The sequence below is a fragment of the Mangrovibacter sp. MFB070 genome (assembly GCF_000705335.1).
GTDB lineage: Bacteria > Pseudomonadota > Gammaproteobacteria > Enterobacterales > Enterobacteriaceae > Mangrovibacter > Mangrovibacter plantisponsor.
In genome coordinates this window covers 1-20840 of sequence record NZ_JJMI01000027.1, presented here as the reverse complement: position 1 = coordinate 20840, position 20840 = coordinate 1, and the positions used below count along the sequence as shown (strand labels likewise).

Below are 20840 nucleotides of genomic sequence, written 5' to 3'. Positions count from 1 at the left end.
TCACACTGGAGGGTTTTATCATGAAAGAAAATAAAACACCTGTTTCTCAGGAAATAAAGCGCCATTTATTAACGGGTATTTCCTGGATGATTCCCCTGATTGTTGCCGCCGGGATTTGTATCGCCCTGGGGCAAATACTGGGTGGGCCGGATGTCGGTAAAAAAGTGGATACCATCCCGTGGATGCTCAACCAAATTGGTGGTTGGGGTATGGGGCTTATCGTTCCGTTAATTTGTGCCGCTATTGCTTATTCGATTGCCGACCGGCCGGGCTTTGCTCCGGGGTTAATTATCGGGTTTGTCTGCGGGCAAATTCACACCGGGTTTATTGGCGGGATGCTGGGCGGCTTTTTGGTGGGCTACACCGTATTGCTGCTCAAACGGTACATCAAGCTGCCGCAGTCCATGCAGGGGCTGATGCCCATCATGATATTGCCGGTGCTAAGCACCATCATCAGTGGGCTGTTGATGATGACGTTGATAGGCAAGCCGATTGCCTGGTTGCAGGAAGTGTTGATTCAGATGCTGCAATCCATGCAGGGCGGTTCCCGCTTTGTGATGGGCGCGATTCTCGGTGCGATGGCGACGTTTGATTTTGGCGGCCCGGTGAATAAAACCATGTCGCTGTTTGCCGATGGCATGCTGGTCAGTGGTGTTTATGGCCCGGAAGCCGTGAAGTTTGTTGGGTCGATTATTCCACCGTTTGGTATCACGCTGTCGTTCCTGTTAACCCGCCACAAATACACCCGCGCAGAAAAAGAAGCCCTGAAAGCCGCGTTCCCCATGGGTATTTGCATGATAACCGAAGGGGTAATCCCCATTGCTGCGCGGGACTTATTGCGGGTGGTTGCCTCGTGTGTTGTCGCCTCGGCAGTTGCCGGCGGGCTGATTATGGTCTGGGGAGTGGAAAGCCCGGTTCCTCATGGTGGCATGTTTGTGGTGCCGTTATTCACGCATCCCTGGTTGTTCTGCCTGGCGCTGGGCATCGGCACGGTTATCTGCGGTGTCATGCTGTCGATTATCAAAAAGCCAGTCACTGAACAGGATGAAGAGTTTGACGAACTCTCAGACAAAAAAGTGGATGACGACGAAATTACCTTCACCCTGGAATAAACGGAGCGTGCCATGTTTGCTGAAATGAAAACCCTGGTCGCACAGGCACAACAAGGGCATTACGCCTTGCTTGCCATCAACTGCGTCAATATGGAAACGGCAAGGGCCGCCATTCGTGTTGCCGAACAACACCGGGCACCCATCATCCTGAATCTGTACCAGGCGCATTTAGCGCACTTCCCGGCAGATGTCGCGCTTCCTCTGGTGAAATCTCTGGCCGAAAAAGCCCAGGTGCCGGTAACCCTGAGCCTGGATCATGGCAAAGACCCGGGCCACATTCACCGCTGTTTCCGGGCTGGTTTTAGTGGGTTGATGATTGATGCCTCGGCCTTTCCACTGGATGAAAACGTGCAACAAACCCGGGCCGTGGTGGAACTGGCTGCCAGCGCAGGTGTGTGCGTTGAAGGGGAACTGGGGCATTTGGGAGACGCACCTGTCTATAACCATGCCACGAACCGCGACCTGATGACCAACCCGGCAGATGTCGCCCCGTTTATTGCCAGAACCGGTATTGATTTGCTGGCGGTGTCTGTGGGAACCGCACATGGCATGTACCCGGAAGGGGTCACCCCAGAAATTGACTTCGACCGGCTGGCTGCTGTTTACCGCGAATCATCGGTGCCACTGGCGCTGCATGGCGGGAGTGGTACGCCATTTGGTGAGCTTGCCCGCTGCCCGCAATTTGGGGTGGCAAAAATCAATGTGGGCGCGGCGGTGTTCGACGCCGGGAAAAACGCCTTACTTCATACCCTTTGCCACGATAAAAGCCGCGATATGGATGCGGTAATGGCCGCAATGGAAGAGGCCTGCATGGCTGCTATTGAGCCATATCTGGAAGCCAGCGGCGCTATCGGCAAAGCCTGATTTATTCACTGTGTTACCTGTTATGCCAGCGTAAACCCTGCCTGGCAGGGCTGGCTGTTACCCAAAAAATGGAGAATGACGATGTTAGTGTCCATGCAAGAACTCCTGAAATATACCCGCCAACACCACTTTGCGGTGGGGGCATTTAACGTGGCGGATAGCTGTTTTGTGCGTGCTGTAGTGGAAGAAGCAGAGGCTGCAAACGCGCCAGCGATTATCTCGATTCACCCCAGCGAGCATGACTTTGTTGGCGATGCATTTTTTGCCTATGTGCGTGAAATTACCCTGCGCAGCCCGGTGCCCTTCGTGCTTCACCTGGACCACGGGGCTTCTATTGAACATGTGCAGCGGGCAATTCAGTGCGGGTTCACATCTGTAATGATTGACGGCTCCCTGCTGCCTTATGAAGAAAACGTGGCGCTCACCCGCGAAGCCGTGCGCCTCGCCCATGCGGTTGGTGTCTCTGTTGAAGGTGAACTGGGCACGATTGGGCAGACCGGCACCTCGGTGGAAGGTGGTGTGTCCAAAGTCACTTATACGGACCCGGCGCAGGCGGAAGACTTTGTAAACCGCACCGGTGTGGATACCCTGGCCGTCGCCATTGGTACTGCACACGGTATCTACCCGAAAGGCATGCAACCACAACTGCAGATGCACATTCTGAAAGATATTGCCGGGCGTACTTCCATTCCTCTGGTGCTGCATGGCGGCTCAGCCAACCCCGATGCAGAAATTGCTGAGTCCGTCACTTTGGGTGTGGGGAAAGTGAATATCTCCAGTGATATGAAATATGCCTATTTCCAGAAAGTGCGCGAAATACTCGGCAAAGAAACCTGGTGGGACCCCAACGTTATTTACCCTGAGCCAATCAAGGCCGCGCGTGAAGTGATCCGCTACAAAATGAAGCTGTTCAATTCCGTAGATAAAGCCAGCCTGTACTGAGCAGAGTGGCTGGCACAGAGCCGGTTATCTATTGTGTGATAACCGGCCTGAATGTGATGACAAACCTCATGTCCGCACAGAACGAGAGGATGTCACCCAATAAAAAACCAGGAAAATCAATTTATTGATTTTCGGCTGCTAACTAAAAAGAAGGAAAAACCACGCTTTTTCCTTCTTTTTCATCAATCTGTGGCGTGCGTGTTGCACGCCGTTTTGCCTGAAGGGAGGTGTACCGTGTTACAGGCTGGGCTGGATATTGGTGGCACGAAAATCGCCGCGGTGGTGCTGGACAGCACGGGCCGGGAGTGTGGGCGGTGGCGGCAACCCACGCAAAAAAACAGCTATGAGCAGTTTCTGGAAAGCGTCAGCCAGTTGGTAAATACCCTGCGCCAGCAGCTTGCGGAACCCTTTTCACTGGGGATTGCGTTGCCGGGCAGTGTGTCGCCGGTTTCCGGGCGCATTCGCAACGCCAATATTTTGGTGCTGAACGGGCAACCGCTGGCGCAGGATTTGGCTGCGCGCCTTGGGCAACCTGTTACCCTGGCGAACGACGCTAACTGCTTTGCGCTCTCGGAAGCCAGAGATGGTGCCGGTGCGGGGTACAGCAGTGTGTTCGGTATGACATTAGGCACTGGCTGCGGCGGTGGCCTGGTGATTAATAACCAACTGATTATTGGCGGGTATGGCTCGGCGGCGGAGTGTGGCCATATTCCTTTGCCCGGGTATCTGCCAGAGAATGATGGCCCGGCTGTGCGTTGCTATTGTGGGCAGGAAAACTGTGCCGAAAGTTTTGTTTCGGGTACAGGCCTGGCGCGCGGGTACCACTTGCTGGCCGGGGAAGAGGTTTGTGGTGAGCAGGTGATAAGCCGTGCCCAGGCGGGTGACGCAGCCGCTCTGCAGCAGGTTGCCCGTTTCCGCAGCCAGCTCGCCCGCCTGCTGGCAACAGTCATTAATGTGGTGGACCCGGCAGTGATTGTGTTGGGTGGCGGGTTATCGCAATCCCCATTGTTGCTGGAAGGTGTAGCGCAACAGGTTGCTCCCCGGGTATTTACCGACCACTTCCAAACCCCGATTGTTACTGCACAGCACGGGGCGAGCAGCGGAATGCGTGGTGCAGCATGGCTGGGTGCTGAACAGAGGAGCCGGTAACCACCAGTGCTGCAAACCGCAGCAGCATGGCTGCAACGGTTGTGACAGGCGGCACAATGAAACGTGACCGTGGCAACAATTTCCTGTTATTGCCAAAAAAATCGTTGTTTAAACTCGCCAGCTGTGTTTGTATATTTTTTAACGTAAAAATAACACAACACAGGCCCCAAATGACTGCAATCCGCAATGCACAGGCTCTACTACTTACCGCGCTAACCGCCGCGGTAGTGGTCGTCGTGCGTGTGGTGGTGGTCGTCGGCAAAGCGCCGTAGGGTCTGAATCAACGCACGATTCCAAACCCCGCCGGCGCAAACCGGGCGGGGTTTTTACTTCCTACTCGCCCAACAACGCTGGCCCAGAAGAAAAAAGGATACTGGAGCATGGCAACAACGGGCAGCAGCACATCGCAACCTCAGCGCATGACAGGCGCGCAGTTAATTGTTCACTTACTGGAACGGCAGGGGATAACCCAGGTTACCGGCATTCCTGGCGGTACCGTGTTACCGCTGTATGACGCATTAAGTGAAAGCAAACAAATTCGCCATATTCTGGCACGCCACGAGCAGGGCGCTGGTTTTATCGCCCAGGGGATGGCGCGAACCCAGGGAAAACCCGCAGTGTGTATGGCCTGTAGCGGGCCGGGCGCGACTAACCTGGTGACAGCCATTGCCGATGCGCGGCTGGATTCAATTCCGCTGGTGTGTATCACAGGCCAGGTGCCGTCTGCCATGATTGGCACCGATGCGTTCCAGGAGGTGGACACTTACGGCATCTCCATTCCCATTACCAAACATAACTACCTGGTGCGCCATATCAGCGAATTGCCGCAGGTTATCAGTGACGCGTTCCGTATTGCTCAGTCTGGCCGCCCGGGCCCGGTGTGGGTGGATATCCCGAAAGATATTCAGACGGCGGAAATCGACCTTGATTGCCTGCCTGAACCCGGCGAGCGCCAGGGGGCTCCGGCATTTTCCTCCCAGGCAGTAAGTGAAGCGGCGGCGATGATTAACCAGGCAAAGCGCCCGGTACTCTACCTGGGCGGGGGCGCCATTGGGGCTGCTGAGCAGGCGCGCCAGCTGGCGGAAACTGCCAACCTGCCAACCACCATGACATTAATGGCACTGGGCACGCTGCCTTCTCACCACCCGTTATCACTGGGCATGCTGGGGATGCATGGCGCAAGAAGCACTAACTATATTCTGCAGGAAGCAGACTTACTGGTGGTGATGGGGGCTCGTTTTGACGACCGAGCCATTGGTAAAACGGCAGAGTTTTGCCCCAATGCCAAAATTATTCATGTGGATATCGACCGGGCGGAACTGGGGAAAATCAAACAGGCCCATGTCGCCATTCAGGGCGATGTCAGTGAGGTACTGGCGCAGTTACTGCCCCAGGTGATGCCACAACCCCGCACAGAGTGGCGCACGCTGGTGAATGATTTACAGCGCGAGTTTCCCACCCACTTCAGCAGTGAAGACCCATTATCCCATTATGGCCTGATCAATGCGGTTGCACAGTGTGTGGATGACAACGCGGTGATCACCACCGATGTGGGGCAGCACCAAATGTGGGTGGCGCAGGCTTACCCGCTGAACCGCCCGCGCCAGTGGCTGACTTCCGGCGGCCTGGGCACAATGGGCTTTGGCCTGCCAGCGGCGATTGGCGCAGCATTGGCGGAACCAGAGCGTACGGTGATTTGTTTTACCGGCGATGGCAGCCTGATGATGAATATTCAGGAAATGGCAACGCTTGCTGAAAATGGCCTGAATGTGAAAATTGTACTGATGAACAACCATGCGCTGGGCCTGGTGCATCAGCAGCAAACCCTGTTCTATAACCAGAATGTTTATGCCTGTACCTATCCTGGCATGACGCAATTCATGCCGATTGCCGCCGGGTTTGGCCTGGCAACCTGCGATTTAAATGCAGCGCCTGACCCGCAGGCTGCACTGCGCGAGGCAATATCCCGCCCGGGGCCGTGCCTGATTCATGCCAGCATCGACCCGAATGAAAAAGTGTATCCGATGGTACCGCCAGGTGCGGCCAATACTGAAATGGTGGGGGAATAAGCCATGCAACAACAACATTGTGAAGCCGTTATCCTGGAACTAACCGTGCATAACCACCCGGGCGTGATGTCCCATGTATGTGGGTTGTTTGCCCGCCGGGCATTTAACGTTGAAGGGATTTTGTGTCTGCCACTGGAAAATGGCGAACAGAGCCGTATCTGGTTGCAGGTGCTGGATGACCAGCGCCTTGAGCAAATGATTAGCCAGATAGACAAACTGGAAGATGTAGTACAGGTTACCCGCCATGAAGCGGACCCTGGCGTGTTTAATAAGCTGGGGCTGTTTTTCCAGTAACACCTTCCCGCCTGTTCAGGCACCCGGCCGGGAGGTTCGCTTCCGGCCGTTGGCTTTATGCGTGATACCCGCAGCTCTTCCCGCCGGTCAATTTACTGCGCCAGCCGTATTGCGCCTTTCCCCTGTTGTATGCCTGGTACTCATTCGTGTTTTTATAAACTTTCATATATGAAAAATCGAATATGTTTTTGACTTTTTAAAGATGAAGCGCGACACTGCCTGGCAGTTACAGGAGAACCCGCATGGCACAACTTACCCCGCTGGCATTATTCAAGTATCTGTCTGATGAAACCCGTCTGAACATTATTCTGTTGCTCAGAGAGATGGGCGAAGTTTGTGTGTGCAACCTTTGTAGCCTGCTGAACCAGTCGCAGCCAAAGATTTCCCGCCATCTGGGGATGTTACGGGAAAGCGGGCTGCTACTGGGCCGCAAGCAGGGGAAATGGGTGCATTACCGCCTGTCGCCGCAAATACCTGCGTGGGCCGCACAAGTGATTGAACAGGCCTGGTTAAGTGAGCAGGAGGCTATTCAGGACTTAACCCGGGTTCAACGGGTGGAAAGCAGTGCAGGCTGTGGTGCGCCAGTGTGTTAGGTATTAACTTTTCATATTCGAAAAAACAGATGTAATAAGTTGGGCGGCATTGGGTGCTGGCTCATTTTTTATGGTTACTCAGAGCAGCTTTGCTGTTCTGCCTGGAGGGGTTATGTTGCTGGCCGGGGCTATTTTCATCCTGACTATTGTATTGGTTATCTGGCAGCCGAAAGGGCTGGGTATTGGCTGGAGCGCTATGCTTGGCGCAATACTCGCGCTGGTAACGGGTGTGGTGCAGCTCAGTGATATTCCTGTGGTGTGGCATATCGTCTGGAACGCAACGGCGACTTTTATCGCCATTATTATTATCAGCCTGTTGCTGGATGAATCCGGCTTTTTTGAATGGGCCGCGTTGCATGTGGCTCGATGGGGCAATGGCCGTGGGCGGCTGTTATTTACCTGTATCATTCTGTTGGGCGCAGCAGTATCTGCGTTGTTTGCCAACGATGGCGCTGCCCTGATTTTAACGCCTATCGTCATTGCCATGCTGCTGGCGCTGGGGTTCAGCAAAGGTGCCACCCTGGCCTTTGTGATGGCGGCGGGTTTTATTGCCGACACCGCCAGCCTGCCGCTGGTGGTTTCCAACCTGGTGAATATTGTTTCTGCTGACTTCTTCCGCCTGGGGTTCAATGAATACGCCTCAGTGATGGTGCCCGTAGATATTGCGGCTATCCTTGCTACCCTGGTGATGCTGCACTGGTTTTTCCGCAAAGAAATCCCACCTGAATATGATCTTGCCCGCCTGAAAGACCCGGCGCTGGCTATTAAAGATAAAGCCACGTTTAAGACGGGCTGGGTGGTGCTGGTGCTGTTGCTGCTGGGCTTTTTTGTCCTGGAGCCAATGGGTATTCCGGTGAGCGCCATTTCTGCGGTGGGCGCGCTGGTATTATTTGCGGTTGCGAAACGGGGCCATGGCATTAACACCGGTAAAGTGCTGCGTGGTGCGCCCTGGCAGATAGTGATTTTTTCGTTAGGGATGTACCTGGTGGTGTATGGCCTGCGCAACGCCGGGCTGACCAACTACTTGTCTGGCATTCTGGACTGGCTCACCGGGCAGGGCCTGTGGGCGGCAACATTAGGCACCGGGTTCCTGACTGCGTTTCTGTCTTCCATTATGAATAATATGCCCACTGTACTGGTTGGCGCGCTGTCGATTGATGGCAGCACAGCCACGGGTGTTATCAAAGAAGCAATGGTGTATGCCAATGTGATTGGCTGCGATTTGGGGCCGAAAATCACCCCAATTGGTAGCCTGGCAACACTGCTTTGGTTGCATGTGCTTTCTCAAAAGAACATGCGGATAACATGGGGTGGTTACTTCCGCACCGGCATTATCATGACCCTGCCTGTCCTGTTTGTGACGCTGGCAGCACTGGTGCTGCGCCTTTCTTTCACTTTGTAATGAGATACTGCTATGAGCAACATCACCATTTACCACAACCCTAATTGCGGTACTTCACGCAACACGCTGGAGATGATCCGTAACAGCGGCGCAGAGCCTGAAGTTATCCTTTACCTTGAAACCCCGCCTGCGCGGGATGAACTGGTGAAACTGGTTGCCGATATGGGCATTTCCGTGTGGGCGCTGCTGCGTAAAAACGTTGAGCCATTTACCGAGCTTGGGCTGGAAGAAGGTAAGTTCTCCGACGGCCAGTTGATTGATTTTATGTTGCAGCACCCCATTCTGATTAACCGCCCGATAGTTGTGACCCCACTGGGAACCCGGTTGTGCCGGCCATCTGAAGTCGTGCTGGATATTCTGCCAGGTGAGCAAAAAGGCGCGTTTGCCAAGGAAGATGGCGAGCAGGTGGTGGACAACACCGGTAAGCGGTTGAAGTAAAGCCTAAGTTTAAGTAAAAAATAAGGGGCAATGGTGTTCTGGTTACTGCCAGCGCCATTGCCCCATTTTTCAGCCTGCCTGGTCTGTAAAGGGTACTTTGCTGTAAGACCAGGTATCTATCCGGATATCTGATTTCGCAGTAAATGAAGGCCAGTGGAATGTTTTCATGGTGAAAGACCAGGTGTAATATTCTGCGCCTGTGTCCTGCATCGTCACCTTCAGTGTGCGCCATTTTTCATCGTGGCAATGGGTGTGGCGCGCAAAATCGCGTTCAGTAAAACAGGCCTTTATTTTTTCTGCAGAGGAAAATGGCAGGTTACTAAAAGCGGTGCGCCAGGTGCCGTCTGCTTCCAGAACAATAAAATCCGCATAATTTTCTTCCCGCTCGCCACTGGCATAAGCAGAAGACCAGTTGTGAATCAGGGCAATCGCCTGTTGTGTTTTACTGACCGGGTAAATGGCCGGGAACAGTGTCAGGCCGCCTTTGGTCAGCCCGTCATGCTGGTATGCGTCATCGGTATTGCTGTGGCGATACTGGGCAAGAGACCAACTGGTTTCTTGTTGAAAACCACCCGCAACACTTCTGATTTTTTTCACTTCAAACTGCGGGGTAACAGCATAGAACAGGCTGTTGTCATGCGCTTTACGCCACAAGATTAACGGGCTTTCCGGGCCACAGTCATCAAAGATGGCCGGGCAAATGGCGGCAAAGTGTTCATTGCTGGCAGGCAACTTTTCCAGGGCGAGAGGCTCGATGACTGGAGAAGACAGTGCCGCCAGTGCGGGGTGGGCACAAGCTAATAACAGCAGGTTGGTTATTGTTCTCACCGGGAAACTCCTTGTACATTACTCCCCTCCATGGGGCGGTTTCTGATAATCCGCCCGGTGAGTTAAACGGTAACTAAATAAACAATGACACTGTTGCAATATTTACGCAGTATTCAGCCAGTCATTCAGGGAAATTCCGCTCCCACAGGTATTAATCAATATGGGCACAATGTTGTTGTATAACTTGTTCACCCAGAGAGCCGAATAATGCCCGGGTGGCTGAATGAAATGCCCGAAGTTGTGCAAATGCAGGCTGAATTAACTGGGGGTGTTTACGCGGTGTGAGCGTTAATTCGCATTCTGCCAAATGGCGGACAGCTTCCACGGCATTGTCGTTAATGAGCCGGGTTATTTCATCTTCGATTTCTTTGAGCCAGCGTCGCCGCTCTGCAATGAGAAAGGGCGCATTCAGGTTCAGCAAGGTGATGGTGTAATCAGCTTTAGCGGCGTCTGCCGCAGATAACCCACTTTTAGGCTGAATACTTCCATCCAGTGGTAAATAGACAAAATAATCACGGCAGTTTGCTGACTGCGGGGAAATAAATAAATTTGGGTTATAGAGACTGCCTTTATGGTGCCCGGCAAATCTGGCTGAACCGGTATAGGTTTTTAAATCCTGATCTGAAAGGGCGCTACGCAGCAGATTTAACTCATCGAACGTGCGAGCAGGAAAGAGGCTTTTGGGTTGTTCATGTTCGAAATGAGAGCCAATACCATGGGTGTTTTGTATATCCGCTAAATTAAGTTCTGTATAACAACACAAACCAAATTGCTCGACCAGAAGTTGGTGAAACAGCGTATTACGGTTGTCTCTGAAGTTTTTCCAGGCACGCCTCGCCGCATCGTGTGTTGCCGGAATACCATTATTGGCTTGTGCCGCCGCCAGGTTGGCGTTGCCGCGCACTTGTTTTTTTATTCTGCGCATTTCCCTAAGAACTCCTTACGCTGAATCGCCCTGTCTGCGGCTGCGAGGTCAGAATGATGTTCTCCCATCATCTCCTGAAGTTGGGCTCTTAGCGCCAGCGCCTGTGCGCTTTTTCCCATTCCTGATTCAATCATGACGAAGTACTCTTTGAGCATATCGCTGTGATTAAGCGGAGGGCGGGTATCCACGCCCAAAACCTGGGTCAGAACATAATGGCTTTGTTCACCAAAAGTATTACCAATTGGTTTATGAGCGGTGTGCTGGCCCAAAATTAAAATTTGCTCTTTTCTTACTGTGGTCAATACCTGGGGACTGTGAGTGGTAACAATAAATTGCAAGCCGGGAAATGCTGCTCCAAGATTTTGTAATACAAGCTGTTGCCACTGAGGGTGAAGATGCATATCAACTTCATCAACCAGTACCATTCCCTGCGTTTTTACTACGGCATTTTCCTGAAGATGGCTGTTGAGGCGAACACAACGGTAGGCAATATCGGCGACCATACCCACCATATTACGGACACCATCACTGAGCATGGAAACCGGAACATTACCTTGTTCAGGATGGCTGGCGATAATTTCTTTCGCTGTCGCGCTATAACGAATATTGGACCAGCCTGATGGCTGTAGTACGGTATTAACCGCCGTTGTGATTGCTCTGAGCAGGCGGCTACGTAATGTATTGCCTGAAACTAATGCATCAGATAACCCCGACTCTTCAAGGATTTTCATTTTGCGCTCCAGTTCAGCAATTGTTTCATCACGCAACCAGACGGCAAATGCAGAGTAGCTGGATTCTGGGTCCATACAATCGCGATACCCTTCGAACCGGCTGGATTTACTCAGTGAAGCAACTTTTACTGAAGAGAGCTTTTTCTGTTTCCATAAACGGCCAGTACCGTAATAACCGAATAAAGGTAATTCTGCTGGCTTATTATCCTGCACATCTTTCTGTAGTTTTTTAGCAAAATCCTTCAGGCTTTTAACTTGGGTGGTTCGGCCTTTAAGCGTATTTCGCACCCTGCTCCAGCTCTCAGGAAATTCGCCCGGACCACCCTGCCAGGTTGTGCAGCTAATAGTTACCGGGAATTGGTATTCCATCGTGAAGGTATCATCAGCATCTTCCAGAATATGCTTAGCCAGGTGAATTTCGTTGTCATGAACGCCACGATCAATCCCCGTTCCCAGTGCCGTGAAAAATTGACCATAGGCAATTGAGATAGCATCAAGAATAGAGGTTTTCCCCTGGCCGTTTAAACCGACAAGGACATTTATTCCCGGACCAAATTCGCATTCAAATTGCCGGAACCCTCTGAAATTTTTCAGAAAGAGTTGTTTCAATTTCATGATAGATGACCCACAGCCCTGAAGGTTGCACAATGTGATTGTTTGAAACGCTTGCCGTATTCTGCCAGCAAACGTTTCAGGATGGTTATTCCCCTTCCCCCGGGAACAGGAACGGGTTGATGCTGCTGCGGGCAAAGCCTTCCTGCTCCATGCGGGCATCCAGCACCAGGGAGGCCAGGTCATCGGCAACGGCTTCGACGTTCGGGTCTTTTTCCTGGTAGAGCACCTTCAGGTAGGTGCCGCAGTCGCCACAGCTTTCTGCTTTAATGGCGGCCTGCTCGCTGTCCAGCGACCAGTAATGCAAATCGCGGGTCTGTTCGCAGTTGCTGCATTTTACCCGCACCATATGCCACTCGGTTTCGCACAGGTTGCAGTGCAGGTAACGCAGGCCACTATTGCTACCAATATGCACCATGCTGGAGACTGGCATGCTGCCACAGACCGGGCAGAACTGGCGATGTTCGCCATATTCAGCGCGGGCTTTACCCGGAATTAACGCGGCCATTTGTGCCCAGTACAGTGACAATGCGCCCCAGATAAAAGGTGCTTTATCGCTGCTGACTGCCACAAAATCACTGGCAAACAGGCTGGTTGCCATGCTCTCCAGTTCCTGCTCAGACGCCTTCTCCAGGTTTTCAATCACGGCCAGTGCCGGGCCGCTCATTTCCGGCTTCAGCTCAGCAATCAGTGAATGCAGGAGTTTATGCCAGTGTTTATCACGCGGCAGGGTGTGAATATCCAGCGGTGGTTTACCACTTTCGGCCGCACTGGCAATCAGGTTGGTGAGGTCCAGTTGCAGTGGGTGGTCGTACAGCACCACTTCCTGGGCATGGGCTATCAGCGCTGCAAAACGCAGGTAATCACCCAGTGGGTTACTCTCTGCCAGCTCACGCAGGCGCTCAGCCCGGCGGTTATAAAGATTCTTGAGTCTGGGGAATAATAACGGCGGAATCATATCCGCCGTGCGTTTTTCGCTCTTCTCCAACTGATCTTGCGGAATAATGCGAATACTCATTCAGTTGATTTTTCCTGTTTCTGGCGTAGTTCGCGGAACCAGCGGGGGTGGTGTTTTTTCGCCCAGGCGCTGGAAACCCAGCCTTCCACCATGGCGGTAATCGTCCCTTTCACCCACAGCGCCGCGTAGATATGCACCATGATAACCACAATCAGGGCCACTGCCGCAAATGAATGTACCAGTAATGCGGCACGAATGAGCGGAATCGGGAAGGCACTGGCAAAATAAGGCCGCCAGATAACCACGCCACTTGCCAGCAACAGGAGCAGGCAAATAATCGCCGCCCAGAACACACATTTCTGGCCGAAGTTATACCGCCCGGTATCGCCAACTTCCTCATTTCTCGCAATTTTATGGATGTTTTTCGCCCACAAAATATCGTCGCGATTAATCAGGTTATGGTGCCAGTAACGGAAGAACATGATGATAAACGACGCGAACATCACCACCCCGGCGAAGGGGTGGAGAATACGGGCCAGTTGCGGCGTACCAAAAATGTTCATCAGCCAGTTAAAGGAAGGGAAGAAGAACCCCAGCCCACTGACTGCCGCCAGCAAAAAACAGAACGCGGTTATCCAGTGGTTAATGCGCTCTGGTGCGGTGTAGCGCACTATTTTGTCGGACTTTTTCATTGGCGGCCCCCGTTATGGTTACCCTGGTCTCGGTCATCGTCCTCGCCATCATCCTGGTCATCGGCCCGGTTCGGACCAACACCCACATAGTGGAAAATGCTGGCGGCGAAGGTTGCCGCAAAGCCGATAGCGGCCAGTGGTTTCCATACCCCTTTCCAGAATTTCACTGTCGGGCTGATGGACGGGTTTTCCGGCAAGCCGTGATACAGGCCTGGTTTGTCGGCATGGTGTAACACATACATGACGTGAGTACCGCCAACGCCTTGTGGGTCATATAACCCGGCGTTATCGAACCCACGGGTTTTCAGCTCGCTGATACGCTCGCTGGCAACGTTTTTCATGTCTTCTTTGGAGCCAAAATGGATGGCACCGGTCGGGCAGGTTTTCACACAAGCGGGTTCCTGGCCGACAGTAACCCGGTCCACACACAGAGTGCATTTGTAAACCCGGTTGTCGTCCGGGTTCATACGCGGGACATCGAACGGGCAACCGGCAATGCAGTAACCACAGCCAATACACTGCTCAGACTGAAAATCCACAATGCCGTTGGCATACTGAATAATAGCACCTTCCGATGGGCAGGCTTTCAGGCAGCCCGGGTCGGCACAGTGCATACAGCCATCTTTGCGGATTAACCACTCCAGTTTGTCGTTCTGCTCCACTTCGGAAAAACGCATCACCGTCCAGGATTTGGCAGTCAAATCTGCGGGGTTGTCGTACACCCCGACGTTGTGACCGATTTCATCCCGGATGTCATTCCATTCAGAACACGCCACCTGGCAGGCTTTACAGCCAATACAGGTGGTGACATCAATAAGCTTCGCCACTTCCTGCTGGTGGTCCCGCGCTTGTGGCGCGGGGGTAACACCGTTGGTTGCGGAACGACGAATGATGTCTTGCGATTGATAAGCCATAAATCGTCTCCGTTACACTTTTTCCACGTTGACCAGGAAGGTTTTGAACTCTGGCGTTTGGGTATTGGCATCGCCCACGAACGGTGTCAGCGTATTGGCGATAAAGCCTTTACGCGCCACACCTTCATAGCCCCAGTGAATCGGCACACCGATGGTGTCGATGTCTTTGCCATCCACTTTCAGGGTGCGAATACGCTTGGTCACCACCGCTTTGGCTTTGATATAGCCACGGTTAGAGGAGACTTTCACTGTATCGCCATGCGCAATTCCCAGTTTGTTCGCCAGTTTTTCACCAATTTCCACAAACTGTTCTGGCTGCGCGATAGCGTTAAGCAGGGCGTGCTTGGTCCAGTAGTGGAAGTGTTCCGTCAGGCGATATGTAGTGCCGACATACGGGAATTTGTCGGCTTTCCCCATGGCGTCACGGTCGTCGTTAAACAGGCGTGCCGCCGGGTTGGAGACCACATTCGGGTGTAACGGGTTGGTGCCAATTGGCGTTTCAAACGGTTCATAGTGTTCCGGGAACGGCCCTTCTGCCATTTTGTCGATGGCGAACAGGCGGCCCATGCCTTCCGGCTGCATGATGAACGGCCCGACACCACTGCCAGGTGCTGCAGTGCTGTAATCCGCAACATCCACGCCACCCCATTTGGCTCCGTCCCATTTCAACAACTGGCGTTTTGGATCCCACGGGTTGCCCTGTGGGTCTGCAGACGCACGGTTGTAGAGAATGCGGCGGTTAAGCGGCCAGGCCCATGCCCAGCCCAGGGTATTCCCCAGCCCGGAAGGGTCGGCGTTATCACGGCGCGCCATCTGGTTACCTTCTGGTGTCCAGCTACCGGCGAAAATCCAGCAGCCACTTGAGGTGGTGCCGTCATCACGCAGGTGGGCGAAGGTGGACAATTGCTGGCCTTTTTTCACCAGCACATTGCCTTTATCGTCCAGGATATCCGCCAGAGCTTTACCGTTGCTTTCCCGTGCCACTTCTTCGGTATCTGGCGCTTGTGGCGTGAGGTAATTCCAGCTCATGTTCAGCACTGGCTCAGGCACCGTGCCGCCTTCACTGGCGTACATTTCGCGCAGACGCAGGTAAATACCGGCAAGGATTTCGCCATCATTCAGCGCTTCCCCTGGGGCATCTGCACCTTTCCAGTGCCACTGCAGCCAGCGGCCAGAGTTGACGATAGATCCATTCTCTTCTGCAAAGCAGGTAGAGGGCAGGCGGAACACTTCGGTCTGAATAGTGGACGGGTCCACATCATTCGACTCGCCGTGGTTTTGCCAGAACGTCGAGGTTTCGGTGTTCAGTGGGTCGATAGTTATCAGGTATTTCAGCTTCGACAGCGATGCCACGACTTTGTTTTTATTCGGGAACGACGCCACCGGGTTAAAGCCCTGGCAAATGTAGCCATTCACTTTCCCCTGATGCATCATCTCGAAATACTGCAACACGTCGTACATCTTGTCCCATTTGGGCAGCCAGTCGAATCCCCAACTGTTTTCTTTAGTGGCGTGTTCCCCGAAGAAAGCCTTCATCATGGAGACAAAGAATTTCGGGTAGTTGCCCCAGTAGTTTACCTGGCCGGGCAGCGTGGGTTTGGGCGTGCTGGCTTGCAGGTAAGTTTCCAGGCTGGTCTGTTTTTCACTCGGCAACGAGAGGTAGCCAGGCAGGCTCTGCGACAGCAGCCCCAGGTCCGTCAGCCCCTGAATGTTGGAGTGCCCGCGCAGGGCGTTAACCCCGCCACCTGCCATGCCCATATTCCCCAGTAACAACTGGATCATCGCCATGGTGCGGATGTTCTGTGCGCCTACGGAGTGCTGTGTCCAGCCCAGGGCATACAGGAACGAGGTGGTTTTGTCTTTCGCACTGGTTTCGGCAAGGTATTCGCACACCTGCAGGAAATCTGCTTTGGGTGTCCCGCAGATATTTTCCACCATCTCAGGCGTATAGCGTGAGACGTGGGTTTTCAGCAGGTTCCAGACACAACGCGGGTGGCTTAACGTGGTATCGCGTTTCGCAAAGCCCTGGTCATCCAGCTCGTAATGCCAGGTGGTTTTATCGTATTTGCGGGTTTGCTCGTCATAGCCTGAGAACAGACCATCTTCGAAGCTGAAATCTTCACGCACTATCAGGCTGGCGTTAGTGTAGGCTTCGACATACTCGCGGTTAATTTTGTTGTTGGTAATCAGGTACAGCAATACGCCTGACAAGAATGCGATGTCAGTACCGGAACGGATTGGCGTGTAAAAATCAGCGACAGACGCTGTACGGGTAAAACGCGGATCGACAACAATCAGCTTCGCGCCGTTGCGGATTTTGGCTTCCATCGCCCAGCGGAATCCAACCGGATGCGCTTCAGCGGCATTGCCACCCATTACAACGACAAGATCGGCGTTCTTGATATCCACCCAGTGGTTGGTCATGGCACCACGACCAAACGTCGGAGCAAGACTTGCTACCGTTGGTCCGTGTCAGACACGCGCCTGGTTATCGACCGCCAGCATACCCAGCGACCGGGAAAATTTTTGGGTGAGATAGCCCGATTCATTGCTTGAGGCGGATGCGCACAGCATGCCGGTAGTGAGCCAGCGGTTTACTGTGGTGCCCTGATCATTCTGCGCGACAAAGTTAGCGTCGCGGTCTTCCTTCATCAGTTTGGCGATGCGTTCAAACGCCTCTGACCAGGAAATACGCTGCCATTTATCAGAACCTGGTGCGCGGTACTCCGGGTATTTCAGGCGGCTTTCACTGTGGATAAAATCCACCAGACCAGCACCTTTCGGGCACAATGCGCCACGGTTTACCGGGTGATCCGGGTCCCCTTCGATATGGAAAATTGAGGATTTTGCATTTTTTGCGCCGTCGCCGAGGCTGTACATCAACAGCCCACAACCGACTGAACAATATGTGCAGGTATTGCGGGTTTCGCGGCTGCGCAGCAATTTATATTGCCGGGTTTCCGCTAACGCTTCACCTGGGGCAAACCCCAGTGCCGCAGCTGTTGTACCTGCCATACCGCCAGCGCAGATCTTAAAGAACTGCCTTCTGCTGACCTGCATGGTTTACTCCTTGTTCGACATTGTCACGGTTATTTTCTTTTTTGCGGTGTGTGCCGCAAAGGTTCACACTATGCGAATAGCTGAATATCCCTGTATCCATCAAGGATAGTCTGAAAAGAATACCATAATGTTGCTAAGGCTGTTTTATTACGGTTAATACAAAGTGAAAAAAGAAAAGGCTGAATACACAGAAAATGTGGCAGAGCTCTCATCTGCCAGACAGATCCCACTATGGAAACGCAGTGATTTAACACATGCGCAACCTGACTGGCTGGCAGAAGAAGTGCCGGTTGCACTGGTTTACAACGGCATTTCTCACGTTGTGATGATGGCTTCGCCAAAAGACCTGGAATTATTTGCCCTTGGTTTCTCTTTATCGGAAGGGATTATTGAAACTTCACAGGAAATTTATGGCATGGAAGTTGTGCCATCCTGCAATGGTCTTGAAGTCCAGATTGAGCTTTCCAGCCGCCGTTTTATGGGGCTGAAAGAACGCCGCCGGGCGTTGGCCGGGCGCACTGGCTGTGGTGTGTGCGGTGTAGAGCAATTGAATGATATTGGTAAACCGATTACCCCGTTGCCTTTTACTCAAACTTTTGACCTGCGCCACCTGGATACCGGGCTTGGTGGGCTGAAAGCGTTCCAGCCAGTAGGGCAGCTAACTGGCTGTACTCATGTTGCCGCGTGGATGATGCCGGATGGCGTTCTGGCTGGCGGGCACGAAGATGTGGGCCGCCATGTGGCGCTGGATAAACTGCTGGGGCGCCGCAGCCGTGAGCACTGGCCACAGGGCGCGGTGCTGGTGTCCAGCCGGGCCAGTTACGAGATGGTGCAAAAATCAGCCATGTGCGGTGTGGAGATTTTGTTTGCTGTTTCTGCAGCAACCACACTGGCCGTTGAAGTGGCAGAACGCTGTCATCTGACGCTGGTCGGGTTCAGTAAGCCCGGTCGTGCTACGGTGTATACCCACCCGCAACGGTTAGTTGCTGTGGAGTAGTTACGACCCTTTTTATCCCACAGTCTGATCCTTTCTTTTCTTGGTTGTTGTCATAATGCCAGAACCCCGCCACCGGCCGGGTTTCTGCATACGGGGCAATATCACTATGGTGCAATGGTTCAACCTTCCCTGGCCTGACCTCGCGGTTGGTTTTGGGCTGTGTTTATTGATTTCTGCATTGGGCTTTTTGCGGACAGACTGGTTTATCAGCATTGGTTACGGTGCGTCTGTCAGTGCGCTGGCGGTGTGGTTTGCATGGGCGGCACCGCCTTCAGTAACCGGTTCCTGGTTGCAGGCGGGTTTATTGTGCCTGTATGGCCTGCGGCTTGCGGGTTACCTTATTTATCGGGAGCGTTCAGCCAGTTTTGCCCGGGAGCTTGAAGCTTCCAAAGCACGGAGTGCGCATATTACCAACCCGGCCAGGCTGGGGATTTGGTTTAGTGTGAGTGCGTTGTATGTTGCAATGGCGGCGCCATTACTGTTTGTTTTACTGGCTGGCGATACGCCGCTACTTTGGCCTGGTGTAGTGGTTATGACTGCAGGGCTGGGGCTGGAGATAACAGCAGACTGGCAGAAATCGGCCAGTAAAAAGCGCGCACCGAACAAATTTGTGCACCGGGGTGTTTACTGCTGGTGTCGTTACCCGAACTATTTGGGAGAGATTCTGTTCTGGTTGGGAAATGTGATTGCTGGTGTGGGGGTGTACCACACAGTGCTGAGCTGGGGTGTCGTTCTGGTTGGTTTTATTTGTATTTTTCTGATTATGCTTGGGTCGGCTCGCAGGCTGGAGCTGAAGCAAGGATCGCGTTATGGGGATGACCCTGAGTACCAGGTGTGGGTGAGCCAGGTGCCGGTGTTGTTTCCTTTTGTTCCGGTGTATTCGTTGCGGCGGTTGAGGGTTTATTTGGGGTGAGTGTTCCGTTCCCTCGGGCTGGTGTGGTTGTTTCCGTTCACTTCCAGTGGAGTGGTTAATGTGGCTTCACAGCCCGTGAACGGGCTAAGGGGGCTCGCCCCCTTTGCAATCCCCGTTTTCGCTGGCGACCGGTGCTGCGCACTGCGTTCACCTCCGGGCAGTCAGCCTGCGGCCGGCTCGACTCGGCATCCATGCCTCGGTTCGCCTTATTCCGCCATCCGGGCGGAATAACCTTGTCTTCCTTTCTGCGGTTCACCGGTCTTACGCGAACAGGCCTCGCTGTGAGTAACTGTTTTCTTGTGTGGTTTGGTGTAGCTGCGGGTTCTGGATGTGGTCTGTTTTCTTTGTGTTCTGCTGGGGCTTACAGGCGGGAAAGGTGGACTGTGAGCTGGTGCCAGCTGTTGTTTCTCATATATTCATGAATCTATGTATCTGTTTCTTTTTCCTGATGTTGCGGAGTGCTTTGTTTGTTTGATTTACTTATCAGGCGTTTTATTTTTCGGGAAAATATTCAGGAGGAATACCCATGGCTTTAGTAAAAACCGATACACCCACTGAGCAACAAATCGCGCAACTGACTGGGGGATTACGTTCTTACAATATTCAGTTTGTTGAACCGGAGATGTTTCGCCCTTTTGCAGTATTTGATACCGATGAACAGGGCGTTATTCAGGCCGGGATTAGTGGTAAACAACAAGGTGAATGGTTGTCGATTGAATTTTTGTGGGTGGGAGAGGCGCTGCGTGGAACAGGATTAGGCGGGCGTTTAGTTGCTGCTGTGGAAGAGATAGCAGTTGAGCGTGGGAGCCGGTATTTATTGGTGGATACGTTCAGTTTTCAGGCGCTCGGTTTTTATCAGAAGCAAGGTTTTGTATTGCAAATGTCGCTGGATAATTATCCGCATACCGGGCAGCAGCGGCATTATTTAACCAGGTCGCTGGTTGGGTGAGTGTTCCGTTCACTTTTCGCAGTGTCAGTGTGGTGACTATTCCGTTCACTTGCAGTGTGGTTGTTTCCGTTCACCGGAAGTGATGTAGTTAATGTGGCTTCACAGCCGGTGAACGGGCTAAAGGGGGCTCGCCCCCTTTGCAATCCCCGTTTTCGCGGGCGACCGGTGCTACGCACTGCGTTCACCTCCGGGCAGTCAGCCTGCGGCCGGCTCGACTCGGCATCCATGCCTCGGTTCGCCTTATTCCGCCGTCCGGGCGGAATAACCTTGTCTTCCTTTCTCCGGTTCACCGGTCTTACGCGACACAACACTCGCTGCGAGTAGCTGTTTTTTTGTGTTGTGCTGAGTGGCTGTAAGTTCTGTGTCTGGTCTGTCTTTTTGATGTTTTTTGCTGCGAT

General features: G+C 53.1%; 20 protein-coding genes. 13 read left to right on the top strand and 7 right to left on the bottom strand.

Features of this window, described 5'->3' with window-relative positions; translation table 11 throughout:
- The first annotated feature begins 20 nt into the window (after window positions 1-20).
- The 10 genes from DT73_RS15275 (at window position 21) to arsC (ending at window position 8863) form a co-directional block, all read left to right on the top strand.
- Window positions 21-1112 carry a PTS fructose transporter subunit IIC gene (locus tag DT73_RS15275; RefSeq protein WP_036110993.1) on the top strand — a complete coding sequence of 364 codons (1092 nt, stop codon included), beginning with the start codon at window positions 21-23 and terminating at the stop codon, window positions 1110-1112.
- Between the two features lie 12 nt (window positions 1113-1124).
- Window positions 1125-1976, top strand: coding sequence for a class II fructose-bisphosphate aldolase (locus DT73_RS15270; protein WP_036110990.1), 852 nt, complete (start codon window positions 1125-1127; stop codon window positions 1974-1976).
- A gap of 81 nt (window positions 1977-2057) precedes the next feature.
- Window positions 2058-2918 (top strand): ketose-bisphosphate aldolase, encoded by an 861-nt coding sequence (locus DT73_RS15265; protein ID WP_036110987.1) that lies wholly within the window; start codon window positions 2058-2060, stop codon window positions 2916-2918.
- Between the two features lie 234 nt (window positions 2919-3152).
- Window positions 3153-4067, top strand: a complete 915-nt coding sequence (locus DT73_RS15260) for an ROK family protein (RefSeq protein WP_036110983.1) — start codon at window positions 3153-3155, stop codon at window positions 4065-4067.
- A gap of 170 nt (window positions 4068-4237) precedes the next feature.
- Window positions 4238-4339 (top strand): ilvB operon leader peptide IvbL, encoded by a 102-nt coding sequence (gene ivbL, locus DT73_RS26225; RefSeq protein ID WP_110027050.1) that lies wholly within the window; start codon window positions 4238-4240, stop codon window positions 4337-4339.
- Window positions 4340-4447: 108 nt separating this feature from the next.
- Window positions 4448-6136 (top strand): acetolactate synthase large subunit, encoded by a 1689-nt coding sequence (gene ilvB / locus DT73_RS15250; protein ID WP_036110980.1) that lies wholly within the window; start codon window positions 4448-4450, stop codon window positions 6134-6136.
- Between the two features lie 3 nt (window positions 6137-6139).
- The gene (gene ilvN / locus DT73_RS15245; RefSeq protein ID WP_036110976.1) at window positions 6140-6430 is read left to right on the top strand and encodes an acetolactate synthase small subunit; all 291 of its coding nucleotides are present in this window, start codon (window positions 6140-6142) and stop codon (window positions 6428-6430) included.
- 242 nt (window positions 6431-6672) lie between these two features.
- A complete protein-coding gene (locus DT73_RS15240) occupies window positions 6673-7023 on the top strand; it encodes a metalloregulator ArsR/SmtB family transcription factor (protein ID WP_036110973.1) in 351 nt (116 codons plus the stop codon).
- A gap of 112 nt (window positions 7024-7135) precedes the next feature.
- Window positions 7136-8425 (top strand): arsenic transporter, encoded by a 1290-nt coding sequence (locus DT73_RS15235; RefSeq protein ID WP_036110970.1) that lies wholly within the window; start codon window positions 7136-7138, stop codon window positions 8423-8425.
- A 12-nt stretch (window positions 8426-8437) separates the two neighbouring features.
- Window positions 8438-8863 carry a glutaredoxin-dependent arsenate reductase gene (gene arsC, locus DT73_RS15230; protein ID WP_036110967.1) on the top strand — a complete coding sequence of 142 codons (426 nt, stop codon included), beginning with the start codon at window positions 8438-8440 and terminating at the stop codon, window positions 8861-8863.
- Window positions 8864-8932: 69 nt separating this feature from the next.
- Here the strand turns inward: arsC and DT73_RS15225 are convergent, their stop codons facing one another.
- The 7 genes from DT73_RS15225 to fdnG all read right to left on the bottom strand — a co-directional run bounded on the left by DT73_RS15225 (window position 8933) and on the right by fdnG (window position 17583).
- A complete protein-coding gene (locus DT73_RS15225) occupies window positions 8933-9691 on the bottom strand; it encodes a hypothetical protein (RefSeq protein ID WP_036110962.1) in 759 nt (252 codons plus the stop codon).
- A 151-nt stretch (window positions 9692-9842) separates the two neighbouring features.
- The gene (locus tag DT73_RS25175; protein ID WP_051691418.1) at window positions 9843-10616 is read right to left on the bottom strand and encodes a retron system putative HNH endonuclease; all 774 of its coding nucleotides are present in this window, start codon (window positions 10614-10616) and stop codon (window positions 9843-9845) included.
- The gene (locus DT73_RS15215; RefSeq protein ID WP_051691417.1) at window positions 10604-11962 is read right to left on the bottom strand and encodes an AAA family ATPase; all 1359 of its coding nucleotides are present in this window, start codon (window positions 11960-11962) and stop codon (window positions 10604-10606) included. Before DT73_RS15215 ends, DT73_RS25175 begins: the two co-directional genes overlap by 13 nt.
- An 85-nt stretch (window positions 11963-12047) precedes the next feature.
- Window positions 12048-12977, bottom strand: a complete 930-nt coding sequence (gene fdhE / locus DT73_RS15210; RefSeq protein WP_036110959.1) for a formate dehydrogenase accessory protein FdhE — start codon at window positions 12975-12977, stop codon at window positions 12048-12050.
- Window positions 12974-13609 (bottom strand): formate dehydrogenase cytochrome b556 subunit, encoded by a 636-nt coding sequence (gene fdoI, locus DT73_RS15205; protein ID WP_036110956.1) that lies wholly within the window; start codon window positions 13607-13609, stop codon window positions 12974-12976. The genes fdhE and fdoI overlap by 4 nt, the downstream gene beginning before the upstream one ends.
- The gene (gene fdxH, locus DT73_RS15200) at window positions 13606-14523 is read right to left on the bottom strand and encodes a formate dehydrogenase subunit beta (RefSeq protein WP_036110953.1); all 918 of its coding nucleotides are present in this window, start codon (window positions 14521-14523) and stop codon (window positions 13606-13608) included. The genes fdoI and fdxH overlap by 4 nt, the downstream gene beginning before the upstream one ends.
- A gap of 12 nt (window positions 14524-14535) precedes the next feature.
- Entirely contained in the window at window positions 14536-17583 is a 3048-nt protein-coding gene (gene fdnG / locus DT73_RS15195; protein ID WP_146211529.1) for a formate dehydrogenase-N subunit alpha, read from the bottom strand.
- Window positions 17584-17746: 163 nt separating this feature from the next.
- Between fdnG and fdhD the strand changes: the two genes are divergently transcribed.
- The 3 genes from fdhD to DT73_RS15175 all read left to right on the top strand — a co-directional run bounded on the left by fdhD (window position 17747) and on the right by DT73_RS15175 (window position 20442).
- Window positions 17747-18580 (top strand): formate dehydrogenase accessory sulfurtransferase FdhD, encoded by an 834-nt coding sequence (gene fdhD / locus DT73_RS15185; RefSeq protein ID WP_036110947.1) that lies wholly within the window; start codon window positions 17747-17749, stop codon window positions 18578-18580.
- A gap of 106 nt (window positions 18581-18686) precedes the next feature.
- Entirely contained in the window at window positions 18687-19493 is an 807-nt protein-coding gene (locus DT73_RS15180; RefSeq protein WP_036110944.1) for a DUF1295 domain-containing protein, read from the top strand.
- 526 nt (window positions 19494-20019) lie between these two features.
- Complete coding sequence (locus tag DT73_RS15175) at window positions 20020-20442, top strand: N-acetyltransferase (protein ID WP_036110941.1); 423 nt, start codon at window positions 20020-20022, stop codon at window positions 20440-20442.
- Window positions 20443-20840 lie beyond the last annotated feature (398 nt).

What these genes read in the sequence shown, in the direction of transcription:
- ilvB (WP_036110980.1), top strand. Translation starts at nt 4,448, where the DNA reads ATGGCAACAACGGGCAGCAGCACATCGCAACCTCAGCGCATGACAGGC.
- DT73_RS15235 (WP_036110970.1), top strand. Translation starts at nt 7,136, where the DNA reads ATGTTGCTGGCCGGGGCTATTTTCATCCTGACTATTGTATTGGTTATC.
- DT73_RS15265 (WP_036110987.1), top strand. Translation starts at nt 2,058, where the DNA reads ATGTTAGTGTCCATGCAAGAACTCCTGAAATATACCCGCCAACACCAC.
- fdoI (WP_036110956.1), bottom strand. Translation starts at nt 13,609, where the DNA reads ATGAAAAAGTCCGACAAAATAGTGCGCTACACCGCACCAGAGCGCATT.
- ivbL (WP_110027050.1), top strand. Translation starts at nt 4,238, where the DNA reads ATGACTGCAATCCGCAATGCACAGGCTCTACTACTTACCGCGCTAACC.
- DT73_RS25175 (WP_051691418.1), bottom strand. Translation starts at nt 10,616, where the DNA reads ATGCGCAGAATAAAAAAACAAGTGCGCGGCAACGCCAACCTGGCGGCG.
- DT73_RS15275 (WP_036110993.1), top strand. Translation starts at nt 21, where the DNA reads ATGAAAGAAAATAAAACACCTGTTTCTCAGGAAATAAAGCGCCATTTA.
- DT73_RS15215 (WP_051691417.1), bottom strand. Translation starts at nt 11,962, where the DNA reads ATGAAATTGAAACAACTCTTTCTGAAAAATTTCAGAGGGTTCCGGCAA.
- arsC (WP_036110967.1), top strand. Translation starts at nt 8,438, where the DNA reads ATGAGCAACATCACCATTTACCACAACCCTAATTGCGGTACTTCACGC.
- DT73_RS15240 (WP_036110973.1), top strand. Translation starts at nt 6,673, where the DNA reads ATGGCACAACTTACCCCGCTGGCATTATTCAAGTATCTGTCTGATGAA.
- DT73_RS15180 (WP_036110944.1), top strand. Translation starts at nt 18,687, where the DNA reads ATGGTGCAATGGTTCAACCTTCCCTGGCCTGACCTCGCGGTTGGTTTT.
- fdhE (WP_036110959.1), bottom strand. Translation starts at nt 12,977, where the DNA reads ATGAGTATTCGCATTATTCCGCAAGATCAGTTGGAGAAGAGCGAAAAA.
- fdxH (WP_036110953.1), bottom strand. Translation starts at nt 14,523, where the DNA reads ATGGCTTATCAATCGCAAGACATCATTCGTCGTTCCGCAACCAACGGT.
- DT73_RS15175 (WP_036110941.1), top strand. Translation starts at nt 20,020, where the DNA reads ATGGCTTTAGTAAAAACCGATACACCCACTGAGCAACAAATCGCGCAA.
- DT73_RS15270 (WP_036110990.1), top strand. Translation starts at nt 1,125, where the DNA reads ATGTTTGCTGAAATGAAAACCCTGGTCGCACAGGCACAACAAGGGCAT.
- ilvN (WP_036110976.1), top strand. Translation starts at nt 6,140, where the DNA reads ATGCAACAACAACATTGTGAAGCCGTTATCCTGGAACTAACCGTGCAT.